The 24392-nt window shown below is 63.0% G+C and carries 30 protein-coding genes; 5 read left to right on the plus strand and 25 right to left on the minus strand.

Features of this window, described 5'->3' with window-relative positions:
- Positions 1-14: 14 nt before the first annotated feature.
- The 5 genes from ACK4FJ_RS15490 to ACK4FJ_RS15510 form a co-directional block, all read right to left on the minus strand.
- A complete protein-coding gene (locus ACK4FJ_RS15490; protein WP_409767853.1) occupies positions 15-989 on the minus strand; it encodes a beta-ketoacyl-ACP synthase III in 975 nt (324 codons plus the stop codon).
- Positions 983-2077, minus strand: a complete 1095-nt coding sequence (plsX, locus tag ACK4FJ_RS15495; RefSeq protein ID WP_409767622.1) for a phosphate acyltransferase PlsX — start codon at positions 2075-2077, stop codon at positions 983-985. Before plsX ends, ACK4FJ_RS15490 begins: the two co-directional genes overlap by 7 nt.
- 41 nt (positions 2078-2118) lie before the next feature.
- Positions 2119-2304, minus strand: a complete 186-nt coding sequence (rpmF, locus tag ACK4FJ_RS15500; RefSeq protein WP_409767623.1) for a 50S ribosomal protein L32 — start codon at positions 2302-2304, stop codon at positions 2119-2121.
- 111 nt (positions 2305-2415) lie between these two features.
- Positions 2416-2985, minus strand: a complete 570-nt coding sequence (locus ACK4FJ_RS15505; RefSeq protein ID WP_409767624.1) for a YceD family protein — start codon at positions 2983-2985, stop codon at positions 2416-2418.
- Between the two features lie 91 nt (positions 2986-3076).
- On the minus strand, positions 3077-3625 hold the full coding sequence (locus ACK4FJ_RS15510) for a ubiquinol-cytochrome C chaperone family protein (RefSeq protein WP_409767625.1): 549 nt from the start codon (positions 3623-3625) through the stop codon (positions 3077-3079).
- Between the two features lie 99 nt (positions 3626-3724).
- On the opposite strand from ACK4FJ_RS15510, the gene ACK4FJ_RS15515 reads away from it, so the two are divergent.
- A complete protein-coding gene (locus ACK4FJ_RS15515) occupies positions 3725-4183 on the plus strand; it encodes an outer membrane protein assembly factor BamE (RefSeq protein ID WP_409767626.1) in 459 nt (152 codons plus the stop codon).
- Positions 4184-4191: 8 nt separating this feature from the next.
- Here ACK4FJ_RS15515 and cobT read toward each other — a convergent pair whose 3' ends face one another.
- Positions 4192-5211 (minus strand): nicotinate-nucleotide--dimethylbenzimidazole phosphoribosyltransferase, encoded by a 1020-nt coding sequence (gene cobT, locus ACK4FJ_RS15520; protein WP_409767627.1) that lies wholly within the window; start codon positions 5209-5211, stop codon positions 4192-4194.
- Positions 5212-5290: 79 nt separating this feature from the next.
- Between cobT and cobS the strand changes: the two genes are divergently transcribed.
- Positions 5291-6145: an adenosylcobinamide-GDP ribazoletransferase gene (cobS, locus tag ACK4FJ_RS15525; RefSeq protein ID WP_409767628.1), complete on the plus strand. Its 855-nt coding sequence runs from the start codon at positions 5291-5293 to the stop codon at positions 6143-6145.
- A 62-nt stretch (positions 6146-6207) separates the two neighbouring features.
- Here the strand turns inward: cobS and ACK4FJ_RS15530 are convergent, their stop codons facing one another.
- From ACK4FJ_RS15530 to ACK4FJ_RS15620, 19 genes are all read right to left on the minus strand, one after another.
- A complete protein-coding gene (locus tag ACK4FJ_RS15530) occupies positions 6208-8295 on the minus strand; it encodes a sodium-translocating pyrophosphatase (protein WP_409767629.1) in 2088 nt (695 codons plus the stop codon).
- Between the two features lie 180 nt (positions 8296-8475).
- Positions 8476-9675, minus strand: a complete 1200-nt coding sequence (locus ACK4FJ_RS15535; protein WP_409767630.1) for an MFS transporter — start codon at positions 9673-9675, stop codon at positions 8476-8478.
- Positions 9676-9722: 47 nt separating this feature from the next.
- Complete coding sequence (locus ACK4FJ_RS15540) at positions 9723-10196, minus strand: hypothetical protein (RefSeq protein WP_409767631.1); 474 nt, start codon at positions 10194-10196, stop codon at positions 9723-9725.
- Positions 10197-10220: 24 nt separating this feature from the next.
- Positions 10221-11222 (minus strand): thiamine-phosphate kinase, encoded by a 1002-nt coding sequence (gene thiL, locus ACK4FJ_RS15545; protein WP_409767632.1) that lies wholly within the window; start codon positions 11220-11222, stop codon positions 10221-10223.
- Between the two features lie 7 nt (positions 11223-11229).
- Positions 11230-11763, minus strand: a complete 534-nt coding sequence (gene nusB, locus ACK4FJ_RS15550) for a transcription antitermination factor NusB (RefSeq protein WP_409767633.1) — start codon at positions 11761-11763, stop codon at positions 11230-11232.
- Positions 11721-12263, minus strand: a complete 543-nt coding sequence (locus tag ACK4FJ_RS15555) for a 6,7-dimethyl-8-ribityllumazine synthase (protein ID WP_409767634.1) — start codon at positions 12261-12263, stop codon at positions 11721-11723. Before ACK4FJ_RS15555 ends, nusB begins: the two co-directional genes overlap by 43 nt.
- A gap of 4 nt (positions 12264-12267) precedes the next feature.
- On the minus strand, positions 12268-13413 hold the full coding sequence (ribB, locus tag ACK4FJ_RS15560) for a 3,4-dihydroxy-2-butanone-4-phosphate synthase (RefSeq protein ID WP_409767635.1): 1146 nt from the start codon (positions 13411-13413) through the stop codon (positions 12268-12270).
- The gene (locus ACK4FJ_RS15565; protein ID WP_409767636.1) at positions 13395-13991 is read right to left on the minus strand and encodes a riboflavin synthase; all 597 of its coding nucleotides are present in this window, start codon (positions 13989-13991) and stop codon (positions 13395-13397) included. Before ACK4FJ_RS15565 ends, ribB begins: the two co-directional genes overlap by 19 nt.
- A gap of 9 nt (positions 13992-14000) precedes the next feature.
- Positions 14001-15119, minus strand: a complete 1119-nt coding sequence (ribD, locus tag ACK4FJ_RS15570; protein WP_409767637.1) for a bifunctional diaminohydroxyphosphoribosylaminopyrimidine deaminase/5-amino-6-(5-phosphoribosylamino)uracil reductase RibD — start codon at positions 15117-15119, stop codon at positions 14001-14003.
- Positions 15112-15579: a transcriptional regulator NrdR gene (gene nrdR / locus ACK4FJ_RS15575; RefSeq protein WP_300304018.1), complete on the minus strand. Its 468-nt coding sequence runs from the start codon at positions 15577-15579 to the stop codon at positions 15112-15114. The genes ribD and nrdR overlap by 8 nt, the downstream gene beginning before the upstream one ends.
- A gap of 31 nt (positions 15580-15610) precedes the next feature.
- The gene (glyA, locus tag ACK4FJ_RS15580) at positions 15611-16918 is read right to left on the minus strand and encodes a serine hydroxymethyltransferase (RefSeq protein ID WP_409767638.1); all 1308 of its coding nucleotides are present in this window, start codon (positions 16916-16918) and stop codon (positions 15611-15613) included.
- A gap of 35 nt (positions 16919-16953) precedes the next feature.
- Complete coding sequence (gene rpiB, locus ACK4FJ_RS15585; RefSeq protein WP_409767639.1) at positions 16954-17397, minus strand: ribose 5-phosphate isomerase B; 444 nt, start codon at positions 17395-17397, stop codon at positions 16954-16956.
- A gap of 182 nt (positions 17398-17579) precedes the next feature.
- Entirely contained in the window at positions 17580-18680 is a 1101-nt protein-coding gene (locus ACK4FJ_RS15590) for a branched-chain amino acid ABC transporter substrate-binding protein (RefSeq protein WP_409767640.1), read from the minus strand.
- 67 nt (positions 18681-18747) lie between these two features.
- Entirely contained in the window at positions 18748-19098 is a 351-nt protein-coding gene (locus ACK4FJ_RS15595; protein ID WP_409767641.1) for a DUF6867 family protein, read from the minus strand.
- Positions 19095-19808, minus strand: coding sequence for an ABC transporter ATP-binding protein (locus ACK4FJ_RS15600; RefSeq protein ID WP_409767642.1), 714 nt, complete (start codon positions 19806-19808; stop codon positions 19095-19097). Before ACK4FJ_RS15600 ends, ACK4FJ_RS15595 begins: the two co-directional genes overlap by 4 nt.
- Positions 19808-20623 carry an ABC transporter ATP-binding protein gene (locus tag ACK4FJ_RS15605; protein ID WP_409767643.1) on the minus strand — a complete coding sequence of 272 codons (816 nt, stop codon included), beginning with the start codon at positions 20621-20623 and terminating at the stop codon, positions 19808-19810. Before ACK4FJ_RS15605 ends, ACK4FJ_RS15600 begins: the two co-directional genes overlap by 1 nt.
- Entirely contained in the window at positions 20620-21924 is a 1305-nt protein-coding gene (livM, locus tag ACK4FJ_RS15610) for a high-affinity branched-chain amino acid ABC transporter permease LivM (protein ID WP_409767644.1), read from the minus strand. Before livM ends, ACK4FJ_RS15605 begins: the two co-directional genes overlap by 4 nt.
- A 1-nt stretch (position 21925) precedes the next feature.
- Complete coding sequence (locus ACK4FJ_RS15615) at positions 21926-22840, minus strand: ABC transporter permease subunit (protein ID WP_409767645.1); 915 nt, start codon at positions 22838-22840, stop codon at positions 21926-21928.
- 19 nt (positions 22841-22859) lie between these two features.
- A complete protein-coding gene (locus tag ACK4FJ_RS15620; RefSeq protein WP_409767646.1) occupies positions 22860-23066 on the minus strand; it encodes a DUF6898 family protein in 207 nt (68 codons plus the stop codon).
- Between the two features lie 134 nt (positions 23067-23200).
- On the opposite strand from ACK4FJ_RS15620, the gene ACK4FJ_RS15625 reads away from it, so the two are divergent.
- The 3 genes from ACK4FJ_RS15625 to ACK4FJ_RS15635 all read left to right on the plus strand — a co-directional run bounded on the left by ACK4FJ_RS15625 (position 23201) and on the right by ACK4FJ_RS15635 (position 24386).
- Positions 23201-23596, plus strand: coding sequence for a RidA family protein (locus ACK4FJ_RS15625; protein ID WP_409767647.1), 396 nt, complete (start codon positions 23201-23203; stop codon positions 23594-23596).
- A gap of 83 nt (positions 23597-23679) precedes the next feature.
- Positions 23680-23868, plus strand: coding sequence for a hypothetical protein (locus ACK4FJ_RS15630; protein WP_409767648.1), 189 nt, complete (start codon positions 23680-23682; stop codon positions 23866-23868).
- A gap of 14 nt (positions 23869-23882) precedes the next feature.
- A complete protein-coding gene (locus ACK4FJ_RS15635; protein ID WP_409767650.1) occupies positions 23883-24386 on the plus strand; it encodes a PRC-barrel domain-containing protein in 504 nt (167 codons plus the stop codon).
- Positions 24387-24392 lie beyond the last annotated feature (6 nt).

Here is a 24392-nt window from a genome sequence, read left to right on the forward strand (position 1 = left end):
ACTTTCGGGGGAAATTACCAGCGAACCAGTGCGCTGCCCCAGGTAAAGCCGCCACCCATGGCTTCCAGCAGCAGGACATCACCCCGCTTGATCCGCCCATCAGCCACCGCCTCGGCCAGGGCCAGCGGCACGGAAGCCGCCGAGGTGTTGCCATGGTGATCGACCGTCAGCACCACGCGGCTGGTATCCATGCCGAGCTTGCGGGCCGTGCCGTCGATGATGCGCTTGTTGGCTTGGTGCGGGACGAGCCAGTCGATCTGTTCGGGCTTCATATCGACGGCAGACAGGGTCTCTTTCACCACATCCGCCAGATTGACGACGGCATGGCGGAACACTTCCTTGCCCAGCATGCGAACATGACCCGTCGTCTGCGTGCTGGACGGACCGCCATCGACATACAACAGATCGTTATGACGTCCATCGGAATGCAGATGCGTGGTCAGCACGCCGCGATCATCGGTCGTGCCCTTGCCTTCTTCCGCGCGCAGCACCAGGGCACCGGCGCCGTCGGCGAACAATACGCAGGTGGTGCGATCGGTCCAGTCGAGGATACGTGAAAAGGTTTCCGCGCCGATCACCAATGCTGTTTTCGCCTGCCCCGCCTTGATGAAATTGTCAGCGGTGGCCAGCGCGAAAATGAAACCCGAGCAAACGGCCTGCACATCGAAGGCGAAACCGCGCGTCATGCCAAGTTCCGCCTGCACGCGACAGGCCGTGGCAGGGAAAGTCTGGTCAGGCGTCGCCGTGGCAAGGACGATCAGGTCGACATCGGCCGCCGTCAGGCCGGCATTCTGCAGCGCGGCCTGGGAAGCCTTGATGGCCAGATCGGATGTCTTCTCGTTGTCGGCGGCGATATGACGCTGACGGATGCCGCTGCGCTCGACGATCCACTCGTCCGAGGTGTCGACCATCTTTGCCAGATCGGCATTGGTCAGGATTCGCTCCGGCAGATAACTGCCGCATCCCACGACGACCGAGCGAATCATGATGCCCTCACACGCGGCTCTTGTTGTTCTGCCTGCCCCGCCTCGTCCGATGTCGGCTGGGCGGCAAGCGAGCCGGCAAACGCACCGGCGAAATCGGCCTTGATCCGCTCGATCAGGCGATCCTGCGCCATATCGATGGCGACTTCCAGCGCCGCAGCAAAGCCCACATCATCGGTGCCGCCGTGGCTCTTGACCACGATACCGTTCAAGCCAAGCAGCACGCCGCCGTTATAAAAACGTGGATCCATGCGATCACGCAGCATCGCAAGGCCGGAATTGGCGAAGAGATAGCCGATCTTGGTGAAGATCGAACGCTGGAAGGCGGACTTCAGCAGCGACGCCATCAGCTTGGCGGTGCCTTCAACCGTCTTCAGGGCGATGTTACCAGTGAAGCCGTCGGTGACGATCACATCGACTTCGCCACCGGCGATATCGTTGCCTTCAACGAAGCCGACGAATTCGAAAGGCGGCTTGGCGACGGCACGCAGCAGGTCCGCTGCAGCCCTCACCTCGTCATGGCCCTTCAGTTCCTCGACGCCGACATTGAGCAGGCCAACGCGCGGCCGGTGCCGGCCTAGGGCCGAATGCGCCAGGTTCGCGCCCATCACGGCGAACTGCACCAGATTGCGCGCATCGCATTCGACATTGGCGCCAAGGTCGAGAACGACCGTTTCGCCTTTCAGGGTCGGCAGGAATGAGGCAATGGCGGGCCGCTCGATACCCGGCAGCGTGCGCAGCACGAATTTCGCCATTGCCATCAGCGCGCCGGTATTGCCGGCCGACACGATGGCATGGGCTTCGCCACTCGCCACGGCATCGATCGACAACCGCATGCTGGTATTGCGGCCGCGGCGCAGGGCCTGGCTGGGCTTGTCTTCGCTGAGGACCTTTTCGGCGGTGTGCCGAAGTTCACAGCGCTCTTTCAGATTTGGAAAACGGCGCAGCAACGGCTCGACCTGCGCCGCGTCGCCGAACAGGATGAACTTTACCTGTGGGAAACGCGGCAACAGAGCCGCTGCACCTTTGATCACCATGTCAGGGGCGTGGTCGCCCCCCATGGCATCGAGCGCAATCGTTAAGGCCGCGGTCACCCCGTTGCCCTTATCGATTCAATGCCAGTGCCTGAGCGGGCTCAGGCGGCAGCCGTCTTCGCAACCACCTCGCGGCCGTCATAATGGCCGCAGGCACCGCAAACGTGATGCGGGCGCTTCAGTTCGCCGCAATTCGAGCATTCGACATAAGCGCTGCCGCTCAACGCTTCATGCGAACGGCCCATGTCGCGCTTGGACTTGGACTTCTTCTTCTTAGGAACAGCCATGACACATCTCTCTCACTATTCGCGCGCTGCGGGCCCGCATGCGCGTTAACCGCTTTGGCTAGAATCCCCGCCTATATACTCTTGGCGCGCCCGGGGACCAAGCGCTTTCCCTTAATCCTTTTTCGCCGCCTTCAGCTTCGCAAGGGCGGCAAAGGGGCTGACTTTTGCCCCCTCTTCTGCATCCGGACGATACCCTTCCGGCAGGCCGGCCCCGGGTTTGCGCGGATACGGATCCAGCGCCAGGGCCAATTCCTCGGCAACCACGGCGCCGACGTCGATCAGGCCGTTTTCGATCGGATCGACCGGATCCTCGGCATCGGGATCCAGCCATTCCGCCTCGTCTTCGCCCAGATCGGCCTCTGGCTCGATCATGTCGGCCGGCGCGAAACGGCGGATAAAACCATCCGAAATCCGCTGCCGAACCGGTTCGAGCGACACTACGCAGGTCTGTTCGACCTCGGCCTCGATTTCGCCCTTCACCAGATACTGTCGGTCGGTCGCCGGATCGGGCATCAGCCGGACTTTGGCGACCAGCGACAGCACGGCCGGAATACGGAACCGCCGCGCCAGCGCGGCACGGGCCTGTTCGTCAGCCGTCAGGGCCAGCGTCAGGCCTTCAGGACCGATCCGGTCGACCTCGACGACATGGCTGAATTCGTTGCCAGGCGCGTCTTTCGACACGATAAATCCTCTTGATTCCAACCAGGGCGGTCAAGGCGGCGGAACATAGGGGCAAGCCGCCCCCCGGTCAACCGCTTTGTCCGCTGCCGTATCAGCCGGCCAGAGCCGGAAAAACAAGCTTTCCCGCCAGAATTTCACTATCCGGCTGGCCGGCCAGCTCAGCATCCGCCCGCCGGACATAGGTGGAAACCGCCCTGAGGCCGGGCATGTCGGGCGCCGCCTTGCCGGCATAGAGGTTCCGGGCCAGGGCCTCGCGCAGGGCCGCATCGTCTGCGGCCTGTAGTGCCGCCTCGTAGGATTCGACCCGGCCATAGAAGGCCTGGGCCATGGTTTTCACTTTTTTGCCCACGCTCAGGTCGCCAACGCCGATTTCACGTAAATTGCTGTCCATATCGGCAAACATCAGGTCGAACAGCTGCTGATTGAGCGGTTCAGCCTCGCTCCCGATCCGGCGCAGACGGCGCATGACAAGGAAACTGTGCAGCACGACCATGTCGAACCGGCCATCCAAACTGTCGGGTACCCCATGGTCGCGGTAAAAGCCGGCCTGGCGGGACTGGGCAACAATTCCGCTATACAGATCAACCGCCCGTGGGTCGGGCTGTTTTCCAGCGAAAAGTGAGAAAATTCTGGCAAGCATATGATTCTACGTCACGAATATTACACGACTATGGTGGCCATTTGCCTTTCGGAGCGACAGAAGATAATATGCCGCCCTCGTTAGAGCGAGTCTTCCGCCATGCCAATGCGTTTTCGTGGCAGCCTGCTGGCCGCCGCCATTATCCTGACAATCGCCGCCTGCGCCCCGCGCCAGGAATTCCGCGGCGTGACTATCGAGGAAGACAAGCTCAAACAGATTCAGGTCGGCCAGACCACTGAGGCGCAGGTTGGCGCCCTGCTCGGTTCGCCGTCCACCACATCCACCTTTCCGGATTGGGGCGTGACCTATTACTACATCTCGAGCGAAACCGAAGCCGTCGCCTTCCTTGCACCAGAGCTGATCGACCAGCAGGTCGTTTCCATTGCCTTCGACAAGGACGGGAAGGTCAAGGACCTGAAGCGCTATGGCTTGAAAGACGGCAAGCAGATTGCCTTTGTCGAACGCGAAACACCTACACGCGGCAAGGAGCTGACCGTCCTGGAGCAGCTGTTCGGCAATTTCGGCCGCTTCAACTCCGCTGCTAATCCCAGCAAGTGAACATATGATCAGCCACGCTGGCTGACGCTGGCTTCGGCAAAGGTTGCCATGCCGGCGTGACATGCAACAGCGGCTTTCAGCAGGCCGATGGCAACGGCCGCGCCCGCACCTTCACCCAGACGCATGCCCAGATCCAGCAAGGCCGGTTTCCCCAGTTCGGCCAGCAGCCGGCGGTGACCCGGCTCGGCCGAGACATGCCCGGCGAGGCAATGCTCCAGACCGGTGGGATTGAGGCGAGCCAGTACGGCCGCTGCGGCACCAACCACAAAGCCGTCCAGAAGAACCGGAACCGATTTCAGGCGCGCCATCAGCACGGCACCGAACAGCGCAGCCAGTTCCCGGCCGCCAACCCGGCGCAGGGCTTCCAGAGGATCGCCCAGCCACGCGGCATGAAAACCGAGCGCGGCATCCACCACGCCAATCTTGCTCGCCAGGGCGTCGCCATTCACGCCCGTGCCGGGTCCGACCCAGCTCGCGGCATTGCCGCCGTACAGCGCAGCCGCCAATGCGGCAGCAGTGGTGGTATTGCCGATACCCATTTCGCCGGGTACCAGCAGATCGCATGAGGACGGTACAGCCGTGGCGCCGGCATTGATCGCCGCGAGGCAGTCCGCCTCCGTCATGGCCGCCGCCACGGAGAAGTCTTCGGTGGGACGATTAAGCTCGAGCGCGGCAACCGACAGTGTCGCGCCGTGCAGCCTCGCAAGCTGGTTGATCGCCGCGCCGCCACGTTCGAAATTCGCCACCATCTGCACCGTGACTTCGGCTGGATATGCCGAGACCCCACGCGCAGCAACGCCATGATTGCCGGCAAAGATTGCGATATGGATATTATCAAGACGCGGGATGGCGCGGCGCTGCCAAGCGGCCAGATGGAACACGCAGTCTTCCAGTCGGGCCAGCGCCCCGGTGGGTTTGGTCAGCTGCAGATCGCGTTCACGCGCGGCGGCCATCATATCCGCATCCGGTGCCAGCAGGGTCAGCGCTGCGGCCCGTACGGCCGCGAAATCCCGGAATGGTTGCGTCATGGTTTCACTCTGCCTGCCAAGCGTCGTCGGAATAGCGTTGGCGTGCTATAAGCCAGCCTAACCGGAACCGCAACGCACCATGACTGACTCCACCTCCGATTCGCCTGATCCGCATCAACAGCCGGGCCGCCGTCAGCGCTGGTTCGATGACCTGCGGCTTGCGCTGATGCTGCTGACCCGGCTGCCGATACCGGGCGGAGGCGCTGTCGACGGCAACGTGGCGCGGGCCGTGTGGCTGTTTCCGGTGGTTGGCGTGCTGGTCGGTCTGGGTGGCGGTGCCGTGTTCTTCGCCGCCAACCGGCTAGGCCTTGGCATTTCGACGGCAGCCCTTCTTGCCATCGGCATGCAGGTGCTGCTGACCGGTGCCCTGCATGAAGATGGGCTGGCAGATACCGCGGATGGCTTTGGCGGCGGCCGGACGCGCGAGCGCAAGCTGGAGATTATGCGCGACAGCCGCATCGGCACTTATGGCGTTGTCGCCCTGCTGCTGGTGTTGAGCCTGCGTTTTTCGGCCTTGCAGGAACTGGCCAGCAACCTGCTGTCGATCAGCGACGAGTTGGACGAAACCATCAGCCATACGGGCGCGATCATCGTATCTCTGGTTGCCGCCGGCGCATTGTCCCGCGCGGCCATGGCCGTGGCCTGGTATCTGCTGCCAGCCGCGCGCATGGATGGCCTGGCGGCCAGCAGCGGCAGCGTGCCCCGGATATCGGCCTTGCTGGCGCTCGGACTTGGCATTGCCACGGCCTTCCTGCTGCTACCCGGCACGGCTTTCCTGCTTGCCGTTGCCAGCGTGGCCATCATGACGGGTCTGTTGGCTGTGCTCGCCTACCGCCAGATCGGCGGCCATACCGGCGACGTTCTTGGCGCCATCCAGCAGGCCACCGAGATCGCCGTCCTGCTGGCAATCGGTGCGGCAACACTGCCAGTTTGATTCGACCATGAAAAAGGGCCGGGTTGCCCCGGCCCTTTCCGTCTGGATGCGGATATCCGCGATCAGCCGTGCGCCAGCACCGCCAACAGCAACAGCGCGACGATGTTGGTGATCTTGATCAGCGGGTTCACCGCCGGGCCGGCCGTGTCCTTGTACGGGTCGCCGACCGTGTCGCCGGTCACTGCGGCCTTGTGGGCATCCGAGCCCTTGCCGCCGTGGTGGCCTTCCTCGATGTACTTCTTGGCGTTGTCCCAGGCACCGCCGCCCGCCGTCATCGAGATGGCGACGAACAGGCCGGTGACAATCACACCCAGCAGCATGGCGCCGACAGCGGCAAAGGCCGCCGCCTGACCGGCAATCCAGGTGATCACGAAGTACAGCACTATCGGGCTGAGCACCGGCAGCAGGCTGGGAATGATCATTTCCTTGATCGCCGCCTTGGTCAGCAGGTCGACAGCCTTGGAATAATCGGGCTTCGCCGTGCCTTCCATGATGCCGGGGATTTCCTTGAACTGCCGCCGCACTTCCACGACGACCGAACCGGCCGCGCGGCCGACCGCCGTCATGCCCATGGCGCCGAACAGATACGGCAGCAGACCGCCGATCAGAAGGCCAACCACGACATACGGGTTGCTCAGGGAGAAATCGATGGTCACGCCCTTGAAGAAGTACTTCAGGTCTTCCGTATAGGCGGCGAACAGCACCAGCGAGCCGAATCCGGCCGAACCGATGGCATAGCCCTTGGTGACGGCCTTGGTGGTGTTGCCCACGGCATCGAGCGCATCGGTGGTCTTGCGCACGTCCTTGGGCAGGTCCGACATTTCGGCGATGCCGCCGGCATTGTCGGTGACCGGGCCATAGGCATCGAGCGCCACGATGATGCCGGCCAGCGCCAGCATGGTGGTCACCGCGATGGCGATGCCCAGCAGACCGGCCAGCATGTAGGTGACGATGATGCCGGCCACGATGAACAGCGCCGGCAGCGCCGTCGCCTCCATCGACACCGCCAGACCCTGGATCACGTTGGTGCCATGACCAGTGGTCGAGGCCTGCGCCACGCTCTTCACCGGGCGATAATCGGTGCCGGTGTAGTACTCGGTTGCCCAGACGATCAGCGCCGTCACTACCAGACCGACAATGCCGCACCAGAACAGGCTCTGCGCGGTGAAGGTCTTGGCGCCGGCGGTGAACTGCGCGTCCATGCCGCCCAGCACCCAGGAGGTGACGGGCCAGAGCACGATGGCCGACAGCACGCCGGTCACGATCAGGCCCTTGTACAGCGCGCCCATGATGTTCTGGCTGCTGCCCAGGCGGACAAAGTAAGTGCCGATCACCGAGGTGATGATGCAGGCGCCCGAGATCACCAGCGGATAGGCCATGAACTTGGCCACCACTGCCGGATCGGCGGCGAAGTAGATCGAGGCCAGCACCATGGTGGCCACGATGGTCACCGCGTAGGTCTCGAACAGATCGGCGGCCATGCCGGCACAGTCGCCGACATTGTCGCCCACGTTGTCGGCGATCACGGCCGGGTTGCGCGGATCATCCTCGGGGATGCCGGCCTCGACCTTGCCGACAAGGTCGGCGCCCACATCGGCGCCTTTGGTGAAGATGCCGCCGCCCAGACGGGCAAAGATGGAAATCAGCGAGGAGCCGAAGCCGAGCGCCACGAGAGCGTCGATCATCTCACGCGCCGGAGCGTTCATGCTCTTGAGGATAAGGTAGTAGACAGCTACGCCCAGCAGGGCGAGGCCGACCACCAGCATGCCGGTCACGGCGCCCGACTTGAAGGCGATGCCCAGGGCGTGTTCCATGCCTTTGCGCGCGCCTTCCGCGGTGCGCACGTTGGCGCGGACGGAAACGTTCATGCCGATATAGCCGGCAGCGCCGGACAGTACGGCACCGATGATGAAGCCGATGGCCACCTTCAGGCCCAGCGTAAGGCCGATGATGATCGCCACCACGATGCCGACGATGCCAATGGTACGATACTGGCGGTTCAGATAGGCGGAAGCGCCTTCCTGAATGGCCGCGGCGATTTCCTGCATCCGCTGGTTACCGGCGGACTCGGCCAGAACGGACCGCGAGGTCCAAATGCCGTACAACAACGCCAATACGCCACAGGCGATGGCGAACCACAACTCCGTCATGAGCGTTTCCCTTCGTTCCTTGGATTATGTAATCGAGACACGCCCGACCGGGCAGCGCTGCCCGCCTCGGGTTACGCGACTGCTACCTAGTTATTGCCCCCAGACTCGACGCGGGGTGGAACACGGAGTCGTTATGCCAGAGAAGCCGGACCGGCGCAATATGGCTTATTTTTCCAATGCTTATTCAGCCAGCGCTGGTTGCTTGCGCTGCAGCAGCAGCCACAGCACGGCCAGACCGGCCATCAGGATGAACGGCAGGGCCGACAGCGGCACGAAATCCCAGCCCCAGTGATAGAGCATCTTGCCCGATCCCAGCGAAGCCAGGGCAACCGTGCCGAAGACCAGGAAGTCGTTCAGGGCCTGCGTCTTGTTGCGTTCGGCTGGCCGGTAGACCTCGGTCAGCAGCGAGGTGCCACCGATATACATGAAGTTCCAGCCGACACCGAGCAGAAGCAGCGCGATCTGGAAATGCCACACACCGACGCCGCTCAGGGCCACGCCGATGCAGGCAAGATTGAGTGCCGTCCCGACCATAATGATGCGCAGCGCACCGAACCGGCCGATCAGGTTGCCGGTGAAAAAGCTGGGAAAGAACATGCCGACCACATGCCACTGGATCACCGTGGCGGCAGCGGCAAAGGGATGTTCGCAGAGTTGCATGGCCAGCGGGGTCGCGGTCATCAGCAGGTTCATCACGCCATAGCCGAACATGCCGGCCATCGCGGCAACCATGAAGGTCGGCTGCCGCACGATTTCCAGCAGCGGTCGCCCCTGCTCCTTCAGTTCCTGCAGTGTCGGAGCCGGAATGGTGACTGCCGTCAGGATGACAAGAACGACTAGCGGCAATGCGGCGGCGGCCATATAGGAGGCCAGGAACAGGTGCGGAGTCAGCAGTTCGCGGGTGTATTTGGCGATCTCGGGTCCCAGGATGGCCGAGACGAGTCCGCCAACCATGACCCAGGAAATCGCCTTGCTCTTGAAATTCTGCGGCGCGATATCAGCCGCGGCAAAACGATAGAGCTGAACGAAGGCACTGGAGCCGCCGAAGATGAAGGCGCCTAGGCAGAACAGCCAGAAATGCCCAAGGTAGACGCCGAGAGCGGCAATCAGCGAACCGCTGCTGCCGACCAGGCAGCCCAGCATGAAACCAAGCCGCCGGCCGATCCTGCGCATCAGCATGGAGGCCGGAATGGTGGCCAGCGCCGTTCCTGCCACGACGAAGGTGACCGGCAGGGTGGCAAAGGCCTTGTCCTCGACCAGGATGTGGCCCACCAGACCACCGAGCGTCACCTGCAGGGTAACCGCGGAATTCGCCAGGGCCATGCAGACGGCAAGAATGAGGACGTTCCGCTTCGCAGCGGCCGGCGAGAGTACGGTCATGGGAGACGGCCAGTTCTGTTAGGCAGTTCTGTTGGGCGCGATTCTACTTACTTTAGCTGGCCAATAATATTCAGAAGCAGGACCTGCGTCACCAGCCCTTTTCCCATCACCTGCTCGGTCGGACCGCGCAGACGGTCGCGAACCACATACAGATCCTTGGCCGTGAAGCGGGCCGGTACCTCGATGGGGTCGCCTTTCAGCAGTTCGCGGATATAGGCATCGCGCAGCAGATGCATCTTTTCATTCACCTGCGGCACGTTATCGGGCGGTACTTCCAGGTGCAGGATGACGATTATTTCCCGGGAGGGCTGACCCTCCGGCTTCACATAAACGCTGAACGGTTCAAGCGGGATGAAGGCCGGCCGCTTGGGAACCGGCGGTGGCGGCGGATCATTCGGATCGATGGCCTCTTCCTCGGTCTGGTTCTTCGGCGCGATCACCAGCAGATACACAGCCACGCCGCCACCGGCGAGGGTGAGCAGCACCACCAGAGCCAAGATGATCAATCCGATTTTACGCATGCCTGCGCATCCCGCCTTTCACTGCTATTCTAGCGTGCCGCCAAAATGTTGGAAGCCGCCCCGCGCCAGATCCAGCGGCTGCCCGCCGGCACCGCTCACCGAAACTCCGCTGCCGGCCTCAAGGCTGCCGATACGATGCACGGCCAGACCGACACGACGCGACAAAGCCGCGATGTCCTGCTCGGCCTGGGGCGGTGCCGTGAACAGCAGTTCGTAATCGTCGCCGCCGGTCAGCACGATCGGCAGCAGGCTTTTGTCCTCCGCGACGGCCTGACGCGTCGCCAGCGACAACGGCACCGCATCTGCATGTATCACCGCGCGCAATCCAGAGGCCGACGCAATATGGCCAGCATCCTGCACAAGACCATCCGAGACATCCATCGCGGCATGCGCCAGGCCCCGCAGCTCCTGACCGAAAGCAAGGCGCGGGGTCGGCAGGTGAAGCCGGGAATCGAAGAACATCATCGCAGCCGACGAGAACAGGCGATGGTTGAGTTTCGTTTCGAGGCCAAGGGCGGCATCGCCGATGCTACCCGTCACATACAGATCGTCGCCGGTCTGGGCCTGGTCGCGTCGCAGCATCGTGCCGGCCGGAACGGCGCCGAATGCCGTGACATTCAGCATCAGGCGGTCCGGGCTGCGCACCGTGTCGCCGCCATACAGGGCAATGCCAAAAGCTTTCTGATCCTGTGCCAGTCCGGCGCAGAAGGCGCCCAGCCATTCGTCGCTGGCCAGGGATTCCGGCAGGGCGATGGCAAGCTGGTATCCGATTGGCCGGGCACCTTTGGCGGCAAGATCGGACAGGTTGACCCTCAGCAGCTTGCGCGCGATCCGTGCGGCGCCATCCTTGAGCAGGAAGTGAACCCCCTCCACCATGGCATCCGTGGTGACGACCAGGTCCTCGCCAGGCGGCAGAGCGATTGCGGCGGCATCGTCACGCAAACCGAAAGCCCCCGGGGCATCGGCCGCCAGAGGCGCGAAATAACGCGCGATCATTTCGAATTCGCCGAGGCGTTGCCCGGCCATGGGGAGATCAGGCTGCGAATTCGCCGGGGCGCAGTTTGCGCGCCACGGCATCTATCACGCCATTGGCCAGCTTGATTTCGCGCGGGCCAAAAAAAGCGCGCACGATACCAAGATATTCGTCGATCACAGTGGCCGCTGGAACATCGATACGGGCGATGGTTTCATAAGTCGCGCAACGCAGCGCATAGCGCAGGATCGCTTCCATGCGGTCGAGCGCATCAGAACGCGGCATGGCTTCCTTGATGATCCGGTCGATTTCGTCCTGGCGCTTGGACACGCCACGCACGATTTCGGAGAACCAGTCGGCATCCGCCTCGCGCATCTGCACGCCTTCGATCTCTTCGTTCTGGCGGTTGGCGCGAAAGTCGGCGATCACGGCCTCGGCAACACCGCCGCCGAATTCGATCTCGTACAGGGCCTGCACCGCGAACAGACGGGCGACCGACCGGCGGCCTGCTGGTCGATCGTTGCGAAATCCGCGGCGCTGCCCTCCTTCACTCATATCGAGAAGAGCTGCTTCAGCCCGATCATGGCGACGCATGCCAGCGCCGCCTGACCGCCCTTGTCCTGACGATCCTTGCGGGCGCGATCCCAGGCCTGCTCCTCGTTCTCAACGGTGATAATACCGTTGCCGATGCATAGCTGATGGTCGATAGCGAGTTGCTGCAGGCCACGGGCGCTTTCGTTCACCACCACATCGAAATGGGCCGTCTCGCCGCGGATAACGCAGCCCAGCGCCACGAAGCCGTCATAGGCCTTGTCGCCCTTGCGGTTCATCGCGAAGCGGATCGCTGCCGGCAGCTCAAGCGCGCCGGGCACGTCGATGCGGTCATAGTCGAAATCCGAAGCCTCGATCACCGCCTTGGCACCTTCGAAGAGCGCATCGGCGATATCCTCGTAGAACCGGGCCTCCACGATCAGTACCCGCGGCTTGCGGATATCGATGGCGAGATTTCCTTTGACCTGGCTTTTGCTGGTCGAAAACTTCTGCATCTTGGCCGGCTTCTTCTTCGCGGCCGGCTTGCTCTTGCGCGCCACCATGCTCTCAGACCTCCCTGCGAACCTTGATGGGCCGGGTTTCGACCACAGTCAGGCCATAGCCTTCCAGGCCGACGATTGTGCGTTCCACGTTGGACAAGACGATCATGTCCTTAACCCCCAGATCGATCAGGATCTGCGCCCCGATGCCATAATCCCGGAGTTGGGCAGACTTTTCAACTGGTTCGCCGATTTTCTGGCGCACCTTGTCGGACAGGGCGGTGGCCCGGGGTTCGCGGATCAGGACCACGATGCCCCGTCCCTCCTCCCCGATCATCTGCATGGCCCCGTGCAGGACCCCGGACCGGGCGCCATGGTCGCCGAGCACGTCTTCCAGCACATTCATGGCGTGCATCCGCACCATGACCGGCCGGCCATCGGCCACGTCACCCTTAACCAGGGCAATATGCTCGGCATACTCAACCCGGTTGCGGTAGACCAGCATCCTGAATTTCCCGCCCCAGACGCTGTCGATCTCGCCTTCCACCATGCGCTGGATCAGGTTGTCGTTCCTGCGGCGATAGGCGATCAGGTCGGCAATGGTGCCGATCTTCAGGTTGTGCAACTGGGCGAACGAAATCAGGTCGGGCAGCCGGGCCATGGTGCCGTCGTCATTCATGATCTCGCAGATCACGCCGGACGGGTTCAGGCCGGCCAGGCGGGCGATATCGACCCCCGCCTCGGTATGGCCGGCGCGCACCAGCGTACCGCCATCGCGAGCCATCAGCGGGAAGATATGGCCCGGCACGGCGATGTCCTGCGGGCCCTTGGCCGGGTCGATAGCGACGGCGACGGTCTGCGCCCGGTCGGCAGCGGATATGCCGGTGGTGACGCCTTCACGGGCCTCGATCGAGACGGTGAAGGCCGTCTGATGGCGCGAGGCATTGTTCTGCGCCATCAAGGGCAGGCCAAGCTGCTCGATGCGCTGGCGGGTCAGGGTCAGGCAGATCAGGCCGCGGCCGTATTTCGCCATGAAATTGATCGCCGCGGCATCGGCCATTTCCGCGGGAATGTAGAGATCGCCTTCGTTCTCGCGGTCTTCCTCGTCGACCAGGATCACCATGCGCCCTCGCCTCGCCTCTTCGATGATCTCTTCCGTCGAAGCGATATACCGCTTGATATCGTCCATGCTGTTCACGCCGGCTTGTTCCATTGCTGCAGGCGGGCGACGTAGCGCGCCAGCGTATCGATTTCCAGATTGACCCTGTCGCCAGTCTTGAGATTACCGAGCGTCGTCACCTGCTGAGTGTGCGGTATGAGGTTGACGCCGAAGCTCGCGCCGTCAACGCTGTTCACCGTTAGCGAAACGCCATCCACCGTGATCGAGCCCTTCTCGGCGATGAAAGCCGCAAGGGCATCGGGTGCCCTGATTTCGATCCGCAGGGAATCGCCCTCAGGTTTGGCCATCGTCACGTCGCCGACACCGTCGACATGGCCCGAAACGATATGGCCGCCCAGCTCATCGCCGACCCGCAGGCTGCGCTCCAGGTTGATGCGGCTGCCTTCGCGCCAGTTCCCCAGGCCTGTGCGTGACAGGGTTTCGGCCGAGACATCGACCGTGAACCAATCCTCGCCTTTCTGCACCACAGTGAGACAGACGCCGGAACAGGCGATGGATGCGCCGATGGCGATGCTGGCCGTATCGTAGGTCGTACGGATGCGGAAACGGGTATCGCCGCGCGCCTCGCGTGCGGTGACGGTGCCGATGTCGGTGACGATGCCGGTGAACATGGGTTTGTTTTAGAGGGGACGGACGAAGGTTTCCAGCAGGTCGTCGCCCAGAATATCGGCCCTGACCCGCCGCCAGCGGGGGGCTTCCGCTACGGTATCGATGCCGAAACCGGCTATGGCCGGCAGGCCATCGCCGCCGATCACGCTGGGAGAGCGGAACCAGATCATCCGGTCGACCAGGTCGGTCCGGATCAGGCTGGCGGCCAGCTTGCCCCCGCCCTCCACCAGGACCCGGGTCAGCCCCCGCTCCGACAAGGCGGCAAAAGCCTGGACCAGGTCGGGGAAACCGGCAGCATCCGGCTCCACTTCGATCACCTCGACACCACAATCGCGGAAGGCATCGCGTCGCGTGGAATCGACATCGTTCCGCGTGATCAGCCAGGTGGGCGTCTCCCGGGCGGTGGCCACCACCTTGGCGGTCAGGCTCAGGCGCAACCGGCCGTCCAGCACGATGCGCACCGGCGGCCGCGTGGGCAGGCCAGGCAAACGGCAGGTCAGTTCCGGATCATCCTGCAGGGCGGTGTTGCTGCCCACCATGATCGCGTCATGCTGGGCGCGCAGCAGATGGGTGCGGCGCCGCGATTGCGGATTGGTGATCCATTTGCTGTCGCCCGTATGGGCACCGATGCGGCCGTCGAGGCTGACCGCCAGTTTCAGGCTAACCAGCGGACGGCTTCGTTCGCGGCCAAGCAGGAAACCAGCATTCAGGTCGGCGCCCGCATTGGCCAGGCAACCCTCGCTCACGACAATGCCGGCCTCGCGCAACATGGCCAGACCCTTGCCGGCCACACGGGCGTCCGGGTCTTCCAGCGCCACGACGCAACGGCCGATACCGGCCTCGATCAGTGCTTCCGCGCAGGGCGGCGTGCGGCCATGATGGCTGCAGGGTTCCAGCGTCACGTAGGCCGTGGCGCCGCGTGCGGCTTCGCCCGCCTGCTGCAAGGCCTCGGTTTCCGCATGGGGACGGCCGCCGACTTTGGTCCAGCCGCGACCGACAATGCGGCCGTCGCGCACGATCACGCAGCCGACAGCTGGATTGGGCCAGGTATTGCCCAGCCCGCGCGCGGCCAGCCCGAGCGCGATGCGCATGTAGCGCTCGTCCCGGGCGGCCACGGCCTTGTCAGTCATCGTCGCTGCCAGCTCCGCTGAGCGAGCCGATGAATTCCTCGAAATCCTTGGCCTCGCGGAAATTGCGATAGACAGAGGCGAAGCGGACGTAAGCCACCTTGTCGAGGGCGGCCAGGCCATCCATCACCAATTCGCCGATGGCATCCGACTTGATCTCGCTCTCGCCCGAACTTTCCAGACGGCGCACGATGCCGTTGATCAGGCGTTCGATGCGATCCGGATCGATCGGACGCTTGCGCGTGGCGATCATGATCGAACGGGCCAGCTTGTCGCGATCAAACGGCACTTTCAGGCCGTTCTTCTTGATCACGGTCAGCTCGCGCAGCTGGATGCGCTCGAACGTCGTGAAACGCGCGCCGCAATTGGGGCAAAAGCGCCGACGGCGGATCGCCGAGTTATCCTCGGTCGGCCGTGAATCCTTCACCTGGGTGTCGTCATTGCCGCAGAACGGACAACGCATTGTTCAGCTTCCCCCGCCTTGAATGGTGCCGTCAGGCTTTCGGATAGATCGGAAAGCGGGCGCACAGAGCCATCACTTTCTCGGCTACCGCCCGCTCGACATCGGAATTATCGTTGCTCTTCTTCACTAGGCCATCCAGCACATCGGCGATCAGGCCGCCGATCTGGCGGAACTCGGCAACGCCGAAGCCGCGCGTGGTGCCAGCCGGGCTGCCGAGGCGCACGCCGGACGTGATGGTCGGCTTCTCGGTGTCGAACGGAACGCCGTTCTTGTTGGTGGTGATGCGGGCACGCTCCAGGCTCTCGACGCAGACATTGCCCTTCAGGCCCTTGGAGCGCAGATCCACCAGCATCAGGTGATTGTCGGTGCCGCCGGAAACGAGATCGTAGCCGCGCTCCTGCAACGCACCAGCCATGGCCTTCGCATTGTCGACAACAGCCTGCGCATAGGTGCGGAATTCCGGCGACAGCGCCTCGCCGAAGGCCACGGCCTTGGCCGCGATCACATGCATCAGCGGGCCGCCCTGCAGGCCGGGGAACACCGCCGAATTGATCTTCTTGGCCAGGGCCTCGTCATTGGTCAGCACCATGCCGCCGCGCGGACCGCGCAGGGTCTTGTGCGTCGTGGTCGTCGCCACATGGGCATGCGGGAACGGGCTAGGATGCGCGCCGCCCGCCACCAGGCCGGCGAAATGCGCCATGTCGACCATGAACACAGCACCGATGCTGTCGGCGATTTCACGGAAGCGCGCGAAGTCCCAGAAACGCGGATAGGCCGAACCGCCGGCGATGATCAGCTTCGGCTTGTGCTGTTCGGCCAGCTTGGCCACCTGGTCCATGTCGATGCGCTGGTCGTCCTGCCGCACCGTATAGCTGACGACGTTGAACCACTTGCCCGACTGGTTGGCGGCGGCGCCATGGGTCAGGTGACCGCCGGCGGCCAGGTCGAGGCCCATGAAGGTATCGCCCGGCTTCAGCACCGCCATGAACACGGCCTGGTTGGCCTGCGCGCCGGAATGCGGCTGCACATTGGCAAAGCCGCAGCCGAAGATTTTCTTGGCGCGCTCGATGGCCAGGCTTTCGGCGATGTCGACGAATTCGCAGCCGTTGTAATAGCGCTTGCCCGGATAGCCTTCGGCATATTTGTTGGTCATCACCGAGCCCTGCGCCTCCAGCACGGCGCGGCTGACGATGTTTTCCGAAGCGATCAGTTCAATCTGGTTCTGCTGCCGGTCCAATTCGGCAGTGATCGAGGCGAAAATCTCGGGGTCGGCCTGGGCGAGCGAACGCTCGAAAAAGCCTGCATGAGTGACGGTGGGCTTGGCGGCGGTGCTGGACATCTGGGTACTCCGGCTCTGGGGTATTCTGGTTGTGATCAGGCAGGCTGGCCGAGTTTCTCCACGCGGCGGGTATGGCGTCCGCCGGCGAACGGGGTTTCGAGGAAAGCTTTCAGGCAGTCGCGCGCCGTCTCCACGCCGATCAGGCGGGCACCGAGCGCCAGCACATTGGCATCGTTATGCTCGCGGCACAGACGTGCGCTGGTGCTGTCATGGCACAAAGCGGCCCGGCAGCCCGGCACGCGATTGGCGGCAATTGAGATGCCAATCCCGGTCCCGCAGACCACGACGCCCATCTGGGCCTGACCGTCGGCCACGGCCTGGGCCAGTTTGCGTCCGAAATCGGGGTAATCGACGCTGTCGGAAGAATTGGTGCCGAGGTCGAGGACCGGATAGCCCTGGGCCTTAAGCTCATCCCGCAGCAGGTTTTTCAATTCAAAACCGGCATGATCGGCGGCAAGAGCGACCGTGGGCTTGGACATCGGCGGAGCACCTCGGGAAAAGACGCCGGACCCTACAATATCCGGTGGCAGGTGCCAACCCCAGCAACAAGGGAAATGACAACCGGGTGTTTACCTGCCCTTTCGGCCAAAAGAACATAACAGGCACGCTCTGGGCGGAAAAAAGCCCGGCACGGGCCGGGCTTTCTCCTGATCGGATGGGATCAGTTCACGTAGTCGTAGGAACCGTTCTTCCAGACATAGACCTTGTAGGCCGGCGACGTGGTGTCGCCCTTGGCGTCGAAGGAGATTTCGTTCAGCACGGTGCTGAACTTGTTGCTGCGCATCACCTTCTCGACATCGCCCGTCTTGAACGACTTCGCCTTGGTTGCAGCCTCGGCCCAGACCTGGATCGCGGCATAGGTATAGAGGGTGTAGCCCTCGGGGTCGTAGCCGCCGGCCTTGAACTTGTCGACGATCGGCTTGGCAACCGGGTTCTTGCGCGGATCGGCGTCGAAGGTCATCAGGGTGCCTTCACCGGCCGGGCCCGAGATCGCCCAGAACTGCTTGTCGACCAGGGCGTCGCCGCCCATCAGCACGGCGTTCAGGCCCTGCTCCTTGGCCTGGCGCACGATCAGGCCACCTTCGGGGTGATAGCCACCCAGATAGATCAGGTCGATGCCGGCCTGCTTCATCTTCGACACCAGCGCCGAGTAATCCTTCTCGCCAGGGGTGATCGCCTCGTACATGGCTTCCTTCACGCCCTTCGAGTTCAGGCGCTTCTTGGTCTCGTCCGCCAGACCCTGACCGTAGGCGGTCTTGTCATGCAGGATGGCGACCTTCTTGCCCTTGTACTTGTCCATGATGTAGTCGCCGGCGACGATGCCCTGCTGGTCATCGCGGCCACAGACGCGGAAGGTGTTCTTGTAGCCGCGATCCGTGTATTTCGGATTGGTCGAGGCCGGCGTGATCTGCAGGATGTTTTCTTCCTTGTAGACATCCGAGGCCGGGATCGACGAACCCGAGCAGAAATGGCCGATCACGGCCGCGACCTTTTCCTGGGCCGCGCGATTGGCCACCGCCACCGCCTGCTTCGGATCGCACTGGTCATCGCCGATCACGAGCGTGATCTTCTGGCCGTTCACGCCGCCCTTGGCGTTCAGGTCGGCAACGGCCATCTCGGCACCGCGCTTCATCTGCTCGCCGAAGCTGGCGAGCTGGCCGGTGATCGGGCCATTCAGCGCGATCTTCACCTGGGCCGAAGCAGCGCCGGCGAACAGGCCAACCGCAGCGACAACCGCCAAACCAGTCATAAGTCTACGCATGATATCCTCTCCCTGTTTAAAATACTGATGCGAAACTCTAATCAGTCCGGGGCCTTCGGGCAACAACCTAAGGTGACGCCTGTCTGTCCTTCCACCCCAGCAAGCCGGACCGCTCATATAGCCACGGATACTGGTGAACCATCAGGTCGGCCTGGGTCAGCCGGAATCCCAAAGTGGCCAGGCCCAGCACGACAACCGCAGCTGTGAGGTATGGCACTACCGCCAGAAGCTGTTCCTCGAACAGGGCGAAGGCCAGGAAGCGGCTGGTGGCCGCCAGCAGCAGGCTATAGGGCACCACCTGCCAGTAGGGTCGCCAGGTATTGGCGATGGCCTGTCCCATCATAAAACCGCAGCCGCCGACCAGGATCACGGTCAGGCCGATGAATACGGGAATGCTCTCGCCCAGAATCTCGTTCATCCGTGACCGCCTTCCAGATAGGCCGCGCGAATCTGCTCGTCTGCCAGCAGATCGGCGCCGCGGCCGCTCATAGTGATCTTGCCGTTGACCAGCACATAACCGCGATGGGCCAGCTTGAGCGCGTGATAGGCATTCTGCTCGACCAGCAGCACCGTCACGCCATCGCGTTTGTTGATCTCCTCAATGATCGAGAAAATCTGCTTCACCACCAGTGGCGCCAGACCGAGCGAAGGCTCGTCCAGCAGCAGCAGGCGCGGCCGGCTCATCAGCGCACGCCCGATGGCCAGCATCTGCTGTTCACCGCCCGACAATGTGCCGCCACGTTGCTCGCGCCGCTCTTTCAAACGCGGGAACAGCGTAAAGACCCTTTCCAGGTCGTCGTCGAAATGCGCGGGATCGGCGGCCACGGCGCCCATGCGCAGGTTTTCCAGCACGGTCATGCGCGGAAAGATGCGCCGGCCTTCCGGTGCATGGGCCAGTCCGCGACGCACCAGCATATGCGTCGGAATGCCGACGATATTCTGGTCTTCGAGGCGGATGCTGCCATGGCGCGGCTTCGGATTGCCGCAGATGGTCATCAACAGGGTGGACTTGCCGGCACCGTTGGCGCCGATCAGGGCTACGATCTCGCCCTGCCCGACTTCGATATCGACGCCCTTCAGTGCATGAACCGCGCCGTAGAAGGTATGCACTCCCGAGATGCTGAGCATCAGGCCGCCCCCTTCTCGTCGCCTTCCGGCTCGCCGAGATAGGCCCGGATCACGGCAGGGTCGTTGCGGATCTGCTCAGGCGTGCCATCGGCGATCTTGCGGCCGTAATCCAGCACCACGATATGATCGGAAATCTGCATCACCACGCTCATGTCATGCTCGATCAGCAGCACGCCGCAATCGTGATCCCTGCGGATGAACTGCAGCAGGGTATTGAGTTCGGCGGATTCACGCGGATTGAGGCCGGCGGCCGGTTCGTCCAGACACAGCAAAGCCGGCTCGGTGCACATGGCGCGTGCGATCTCCAGTCGGCGCTGTCCGCCATAGGGCAGCGCGCCGGCCGGTTCGTCGGCCAGATCGGTCAGATTTGTACGCTCCAGCCAGTAACGTGCCCGGTCGATGGCATCGGCTTCGGCCTTGCCATAGCCGCCCAGACCGAACAGGCCCAGGAACGTGTAGCCCGAAGCACGCATCAGCTTGTTGTGCTGGGCAACGATCAGGTTCTCCAGCACCGTCATCTTCGGGAACAGCCGGATGTTCTGGAAGGTGCGCGCCACCCGGGCCTTGGCCGCGATGTCGTGGCCCTGCATGCGTTCCAGCAGGTAGGGCTCGCCATTGCGGCGCAGAGTGAGCCGGCCGACCGTCGGCTTGTAGAAACCGGCAATGCAGTTGAACACCGTGGTCTTGCCGGCGCCGTTCGGCCCGATAATCGCGGTGATCTGGCCCGGCATGGCATCGAAGGAGACATCGTTGACGGCAACCAGGCCGCCAAAGCGCATGGTCAGATGCTCGACCTGCAGGAGGGGCGTTGTCATGGCGCGCCTCCACCTGCCGAGGCTTTCAGTTTTGAAAGCCTGATCGTCGGTTCCCGATAGGACAGCAGCCCCTGCGGCCGCCAGATCATGATCAGCACCATGGCGGCACCGAAAGCCAGCATGCGGTAAAGCGAGAACTCGCGGGCCAGTTCAGGCAGCAGGGTCAGGAAGGCGGCAGCCAGCACGATGCCGGCCTGACTGCCCATGCCGCCCAGCACCACGATGGCCAGGATCACGGCAGACTCGATGAACGAGAAGCTTTCGGGGCTGATGAAGCCCTGCCGTGTGGCAAAGAAGCTGCCAGCGAAACCGCCGAACATCGCGCCGATGGCAAAGGCGGTCAGCTTGGTGTTGGTCGGATTGATGCCGAGCGCCTTGCAGGCGATCTCATCCTCGCGCAGGGCCTCCCAGGCGCGACCCACGGGAAGTTTGCGGATGCGCATGGTGAAGAGGTTCGTGATCAGGGCCAGCACCAAGATCACGTAATACAGAAACACGATCCGGTGCAGCGACGAGAATTCCAGCCCGAGCAATTGATGGAAAGCGGTCTCGCCGTCCGGTGGATCGGCGGTAAAGGGAAAGCCGAAGAAGGACGGGCGCGGAATGCCGGAGATGCCATTGGAGCCCGACGTCACCTCGGTCCAGTTCAGCAGGACGATGCGGATGATCTCGCCGAAGCCCAGCGTGACGATGGCCAGATAATCGCCGCGCAGGCGCAGCACCGGAAAGCCGAGGATCACGCCGAAAGTGGCGGCGAAAATGCCAGCCAGCGGCAGGCATATCCAGAAGCTGAGACCGAACTGGATCGCCAGGATCGCGTAGGTATAGGCACCCACGGCATAGAAGGCCACGTAGCCCAGGTCGAGCAGACCGGCCAGGCCGACCACGATGTTCAGGCCCCAACCGAGCATCACATAGATCAGGACAACAGTGGCCAGATCGACCACGGTGCGGTCGGCGAACGGCAGGAATGGCAGAACCGCCGCAAAGGCTATCAGCGCCGGCATCAGCCATGCATCGGCCTTGCTGCCCAGCCAGGTCAGGAAATCGCGGCGTTCGACCGCAGCGGCCCCATTCTGCTGCACACGGCTGCCGCGCTGGCGATGCCAGTCCAGCAGGGCCATGAAGGCCAGACGGCCAACGAACACGATGCCGGCGGCATAACCGACCCAGGCAAAACGCGTATTGATGCCGAGTGGTCCGCCGGTATCGACGGTTTCGAAACCCAGCAGCGGAAACGAGAGGGCGGCGGCGACCAGGGCGGCGAGCACCGCGTCGCGGAGGCGTTGCGCTGGCGTCATGTCAGACCTTCTCGATTTCCGGACGGCCAAGCAGGCCGGTGGGGCGGAAGATCAGCACGATGACAAGAATCGAGAAAGCCGCGACATCCTTGTATTCGATGCTGAAATAGGCCGACCAGAAAGCCTCGATCAGGCCGATCAGCAAGCCACCCAGCATGGCGCCGGGCAGCGAGCCAATGCCGCCGAGCACCGCAGCCGTGAAGGCCTTCAGCCCGGCCAGGAAGCCAATGTAGAAGTCGACCACGCCGTAATACAGGCTGACCATCACGCCGGCCACCGCGGCCAGAATGGCGCCGAGCACGAAAGTGAGCGAGATCGTGCGATCCACATTCACGCCAAGCAGACCGGCCATGGTGCGATCCTGTTCGCAGGCGCGCTGGGCGCGGCCAAGTGGCGTCGCCGCGATCAGCCAGGAGAAACCGCCCATCAACAGGACGGTGAGCGCGATGATGATCATCTGCATGTAGGAAAGACTGACCGAGAATGTCTCGCCGTGCATCAATTCGACGCCACCGCGAATCATGGGTTGCAGGGGCTTGATCCGGGCACCCTGGGCGATCTGCACGTAATTCTGCAGGAAGATCGACATGCCGATGGCCGAGATCAGCGGCGCCAGCCGGAACGAGCCGCGCAGCGGCCGATAGGCGATGCGCTCAACCGTCCAGCCATACAGGCCGGTGAGCATCATGGCGGCGGCCAGCACGATGATTAGGGCCAGCGGAACCCAGGTGATCCCGAGCAGGCCCAGCACGGAGAAGCCGATCACCGCGATGAAGGCACCGATCATGTAGATTTCGCCATGGGCGAAATTGATCATGCCGATGATGCCGTAGACCATCGTGTAGCCGATGGCGATCAATGCGTAGACCGCACCCAGGGTTACGCCGTTGATAAGCTGCTGAAGAAAGTACTCCATTGTCCCCCGTTACGGCCGGTCAACCCGGGTTCTGCTGCTTTTTCTGCATATACCGCAGCTTCTGAACCGCAAGTCGGGCCAGCTCCTGTTGCGACAGGCGCGGATCACCAACCATGGATACTTCCATGCCGGTAATGGGATCTACCGCGATCACTTTCAACGCCGCCCCGATGCGGCGAAACTCCACGATCGCTTCCCCGTCACCACTCCCTGTCGCGTGTGACATGTCAGGTCTGTTACCATTTCTTTGTCAGCCGGCTCAAGCATCAAAGCCCGGGCAGCAGAGTTACGCTTCCAGAGATATGCCGCTTGCCGGGCCCGGCAATATATTTTATATATAAAATATTCGGAGGGATACGGATGAAGATTCTCAATCCGGCTGAATGGGCAAAACCCAAAGGCTATGCCAATGGCATCGCCGCAGAGGGCCGGCTTGTCTTCGTGGCCGGGCAGATCGGCTGGACGGCCGAGGCTCGCTTCGAAAGCGATGACCTTGTCGAGCAGACCCGTCAGGCCCTGCGCAACATCGTACGCGTGCTCGCCGAAGCGGGCGCCCGCCCCGAGCATATCGTCCGCATGACCTGGTATGTGGTCGACAAGAAGGATTACCTCGCCCGCAATGCCGATCTGGGCAAGGTCTACCGCGAGATCATTGGCAAGCACTACCCGGCCATGACCCTGGTGCAGGTGGCCGCCCTGCTGGAGGATCGCGCTAAGATCGAAATCGAGGCGACAGCCGTCATTCCCCCGGCATAATTCCCGGAACTTCCCGCTTTCTGGTCTGTTTATTCCTGCGCAGCGGAGGTTGCCTCCGCCAGCATACGAGCAGGGAGCAAACCATGCACGATATCTGCCTCATCCTGCTGGCCGCTATCATCGCCAGCCTGCCATTCCTGGTATTAGGCGATCACATCCATCGCCCGGCCCGGCTCGCTGACGATTCATCGACAATCAGGCAACAACTCCAATCGAGAGTCGCCTCGCCGAATATGCCGGCAGGCATCACGCCTGTCGCGGTATCGCGCTGAATGGAAGGTATTCCATGACCAGACAACGCTTCATCGCAGCCTCAATCGCAACCCTGGCTATTCTGGGATTACAGCATGCTGCCATCGCCCAGCCCCGGCTCGTGGCGCAAGCTCCCAAACAGGAAGAACCGGCGCCCCGCCAGCCGCGCGCCGCCGTCCCGGGGCCCAACGCAGTTCCCGGCATCCCCGAAGGGGAGAAATCAAAGGCACCCGATTTCTCTGTCCGGGAGAACATGCCGGAACACAGCCAGGCACAGGCGGCCATCCTCGGTCAGCCCTTGCATGATGCCCGGGGCGCCCGGATCGGCGAGATTGAAAACCTTGTCGTCGATCGGAGCGGCAAGGTCGTGTCAGTCATTGTCGGAATTGACAGGCTGCTGGGCCTGACCGAGGAGCGGGTCGAAGTCGAATGGCGGCATCTCCGCCTGGAAATGCGGGACAAGGATGCCGCCTTCGTGACCGATCTGAGCCGGGATGACCTGCGCAATCTGCCAAAGGCAAGGCCGGACCGGAGTTGACGGATA

Source organism: Ferrovibrio sp. (assembly GCF_046297595.1).
Taxonomy (GTDB): Bacteria; Pseudomonadota; Alphaproteobacteria; order Ferrovibrionales; family Ferrovibrionaceae; genus Ferrovibrio.

What these genes read in the sequence shown, in the direction of transcription:
- ribB (WP_409767635.1), bottom strand. Translation starts at nt 13,413, where the DNA reads ATGGAACAAGCCGGCGTGAACAGCATGGACGATATCAAGCGGTATATC.
- ACK4FJ_RS15630 (WP_409767648.1), top strand. Translation starts at nt 23,680, where the DNA reads ATGCACGATATCTGCCTCATCCTGCTGGCCGCTATCATCGCCAGCCTG.
- ACK4FJ_RS15620 (WP_409767646.1), bottom strand. Translation starts at nt 23,066, where the DNA reads ATGTCACACGCGACAGGGAGTGGTGACGGGGAAGCGATCGTGGAGTTT.
- cobS (WP_409767628.1), top strand. Translation starts at nt 5,291, where the DNA reads ATGACTGACTCCACCTCCGATTCGCCTGATCCGCATCAACAGCCGGGC.
- ACK4FJ_RS15510 (WP_409767625.1), bottom strand. Translation starts at nt 3,625, where the DNA reads ATGCTTGCCAGAATTTTCTCACTTTTCGCTGGAAAACAGCCCGACCCA.
- ribD (WP_409767637.1), bottom strand. Translation starts at nt 15,119, where the DNA reads ATGACTGACAAGGCCGTGGCCGCCCGGGACGAGCGCTACATGCGCATC.
- ACK4FJ_RS15600 (WP_409767642.1), bottom strand. Translation starts at nt 19,808, where the DNA reads ATGCTCAGCATCTCGGGAGTGCATACCTTCTACGGCGCGGTTCATGCA.
- ACK4FJ_RS15530 (WP_409767629.1), bottom strand. Translation starts at nt 8,295, where the DNA reads ATGACGGAGTTGTGGTTCGCCATCGCCTGTGGCGTATTGGCGTTGTTG.
- ACK4FJ_RS15590 (WP_409767640.1), bottom strand. Translation starts at nt 18,680, where the DNA reads ATGCGTAGACTTATGACTGGTTTGGCGGTTGTCGCTGCGGTTGGCCTG.
- ACK4FJ_RS15635 (WP_409767650.1), top strand. Translation starts at nt 23,883, where the DNA reads ATGACCAGACAACGCTTCATCGCAGCCTCAATCGCAACCCTGGCTATT.
- ACK4FJ_RS15625 (WP_409767647.1), top strand. Translation starts at nt 23,201, where the DNA reads ATGAAGATTCTCAATCCGGCTGAATGGGCAAAACCCAAAGGCTATGCC.
- livM (WP_409767644.1), bottom strand. Translation starts at nt 21,924, where the DNA reads ATGACGCCAGCGCAACGCCTCCGCGACGCGGTGCTCGCCGCCCTGGTC.
- ACK4FJ_RS15605 (WP_409767643.1), bottom strand. Translation starts at nt 20,623, where the DNA reads ATGACAACGCCCCTCCTGCAGGTCGAGCATCTGACCATGCGCTTTGGC.
- ACK4FJ_RS15615 (WP_409767645.1), bottom strand. Translation starts at nt 22,840, where the DNA reads ATGGAGTACTTTCTTCAGCAGCTTATCAACGGCGTAACCCTGGGTGCG.
- ACK4FJ_RS15535 (WP_409767630.1), bottom strand. Translation starts at nt 9,675, where the DNA reads ATGACCGTACTCTCGCCGGCCGCTGCGAAGCGGAACGTCCTCATTCTT.
- ACK4FJ_RS15555 (WP_409767634.1), bottom strand. Translation starts at nt 12,263, where the DNA reads ATGGTGGCGCGCAAGAGCAAGCCGGCCGCGAAGAAGAAGCCGGCCAAG.
- glyA (WP_409767638.1), bottom strand. Translation starts at nt 16,918, where the DNA reads ATGTCCAGCACCGCCGCCAAGCCCACCGTCACTCATGCAGGCTTTTTC.
- nusB (WP_409767633.1), bottom strand. Translation starts at nt 11,763, where the DNA reads ATGCGTCGCCATGATCGGGCTGAAGCAGCTCTTCTCGATATGAGTGAA.
- nrdR (WP_300304018.1), bottom strand. Translation starts at nt 15,579, where the DNA reads ATGCGTTGTCCGTTCTGCGGCAATGACGACACCCAGGTGAAGGATTCA.
- ACK4FJ_RS15540 (WP_409767631.1), bottom strand. Translation starts at nt 10,196, where the DNA reads ATGCGTAAAATCGGATTGATCATCTTGGCTCTGGTGGTGCTGCTCACC.
- rpiB (WP_409767639.1), bottom strand. Translation starts at nt 17,397, where the DNA reads ATGTCCAAGCCCACGGTCGCTCTTGCCGCCGATCATGCCGGTTTTGAA.
- ACK4FJ_RS15595 (WP_409767641.1), bottom strand. Translation starts at nt 19,098, where the DNA reads ATGAACGAGATTCTGGGCGAGAGCATTCCCGTATTCATCGGCCTGACC.
- ACK4FJ_RS15515 (WP_409767626.1), top strand. Translation starts at nt 3,725, where the DNA reads ATGCCAATGCGTTTTCGTGGCAGCCTGCTGGCCGCCGCCATTATCCTG.
- rpmF (WP_409767623.1), bottom strand. Translation starts at nt 2,304, where the DNA reads ATGGCTGTTCCTAAGAAGAAGAAGTCCAAGTCCAAGCGCGACATGGGC.
- cobT (WP_409767627.1), bottom strand. Translation starts at nt 5,211, where the DNA reads ATGACGCAACCATTCCGGGATTTCGCGGCCGTACGGGCCGCAGCGCTG.
- thiL (WP_409767632.1), bottom strand. Translation starts at nt 11,222, where the DNA reads ATGGCCGGGCAACGCCTCGGCGAATTCGAAATGATCGCGCGTTATTTC.
- ACK4FJ_RS15565 (WP_409767636.1), bottom strand. Translation starts at nt 13,991, where the DNA reads ATGTTCACCGGCATCGTCACCGACATCGGCACCGTCACCGCACGCGAG.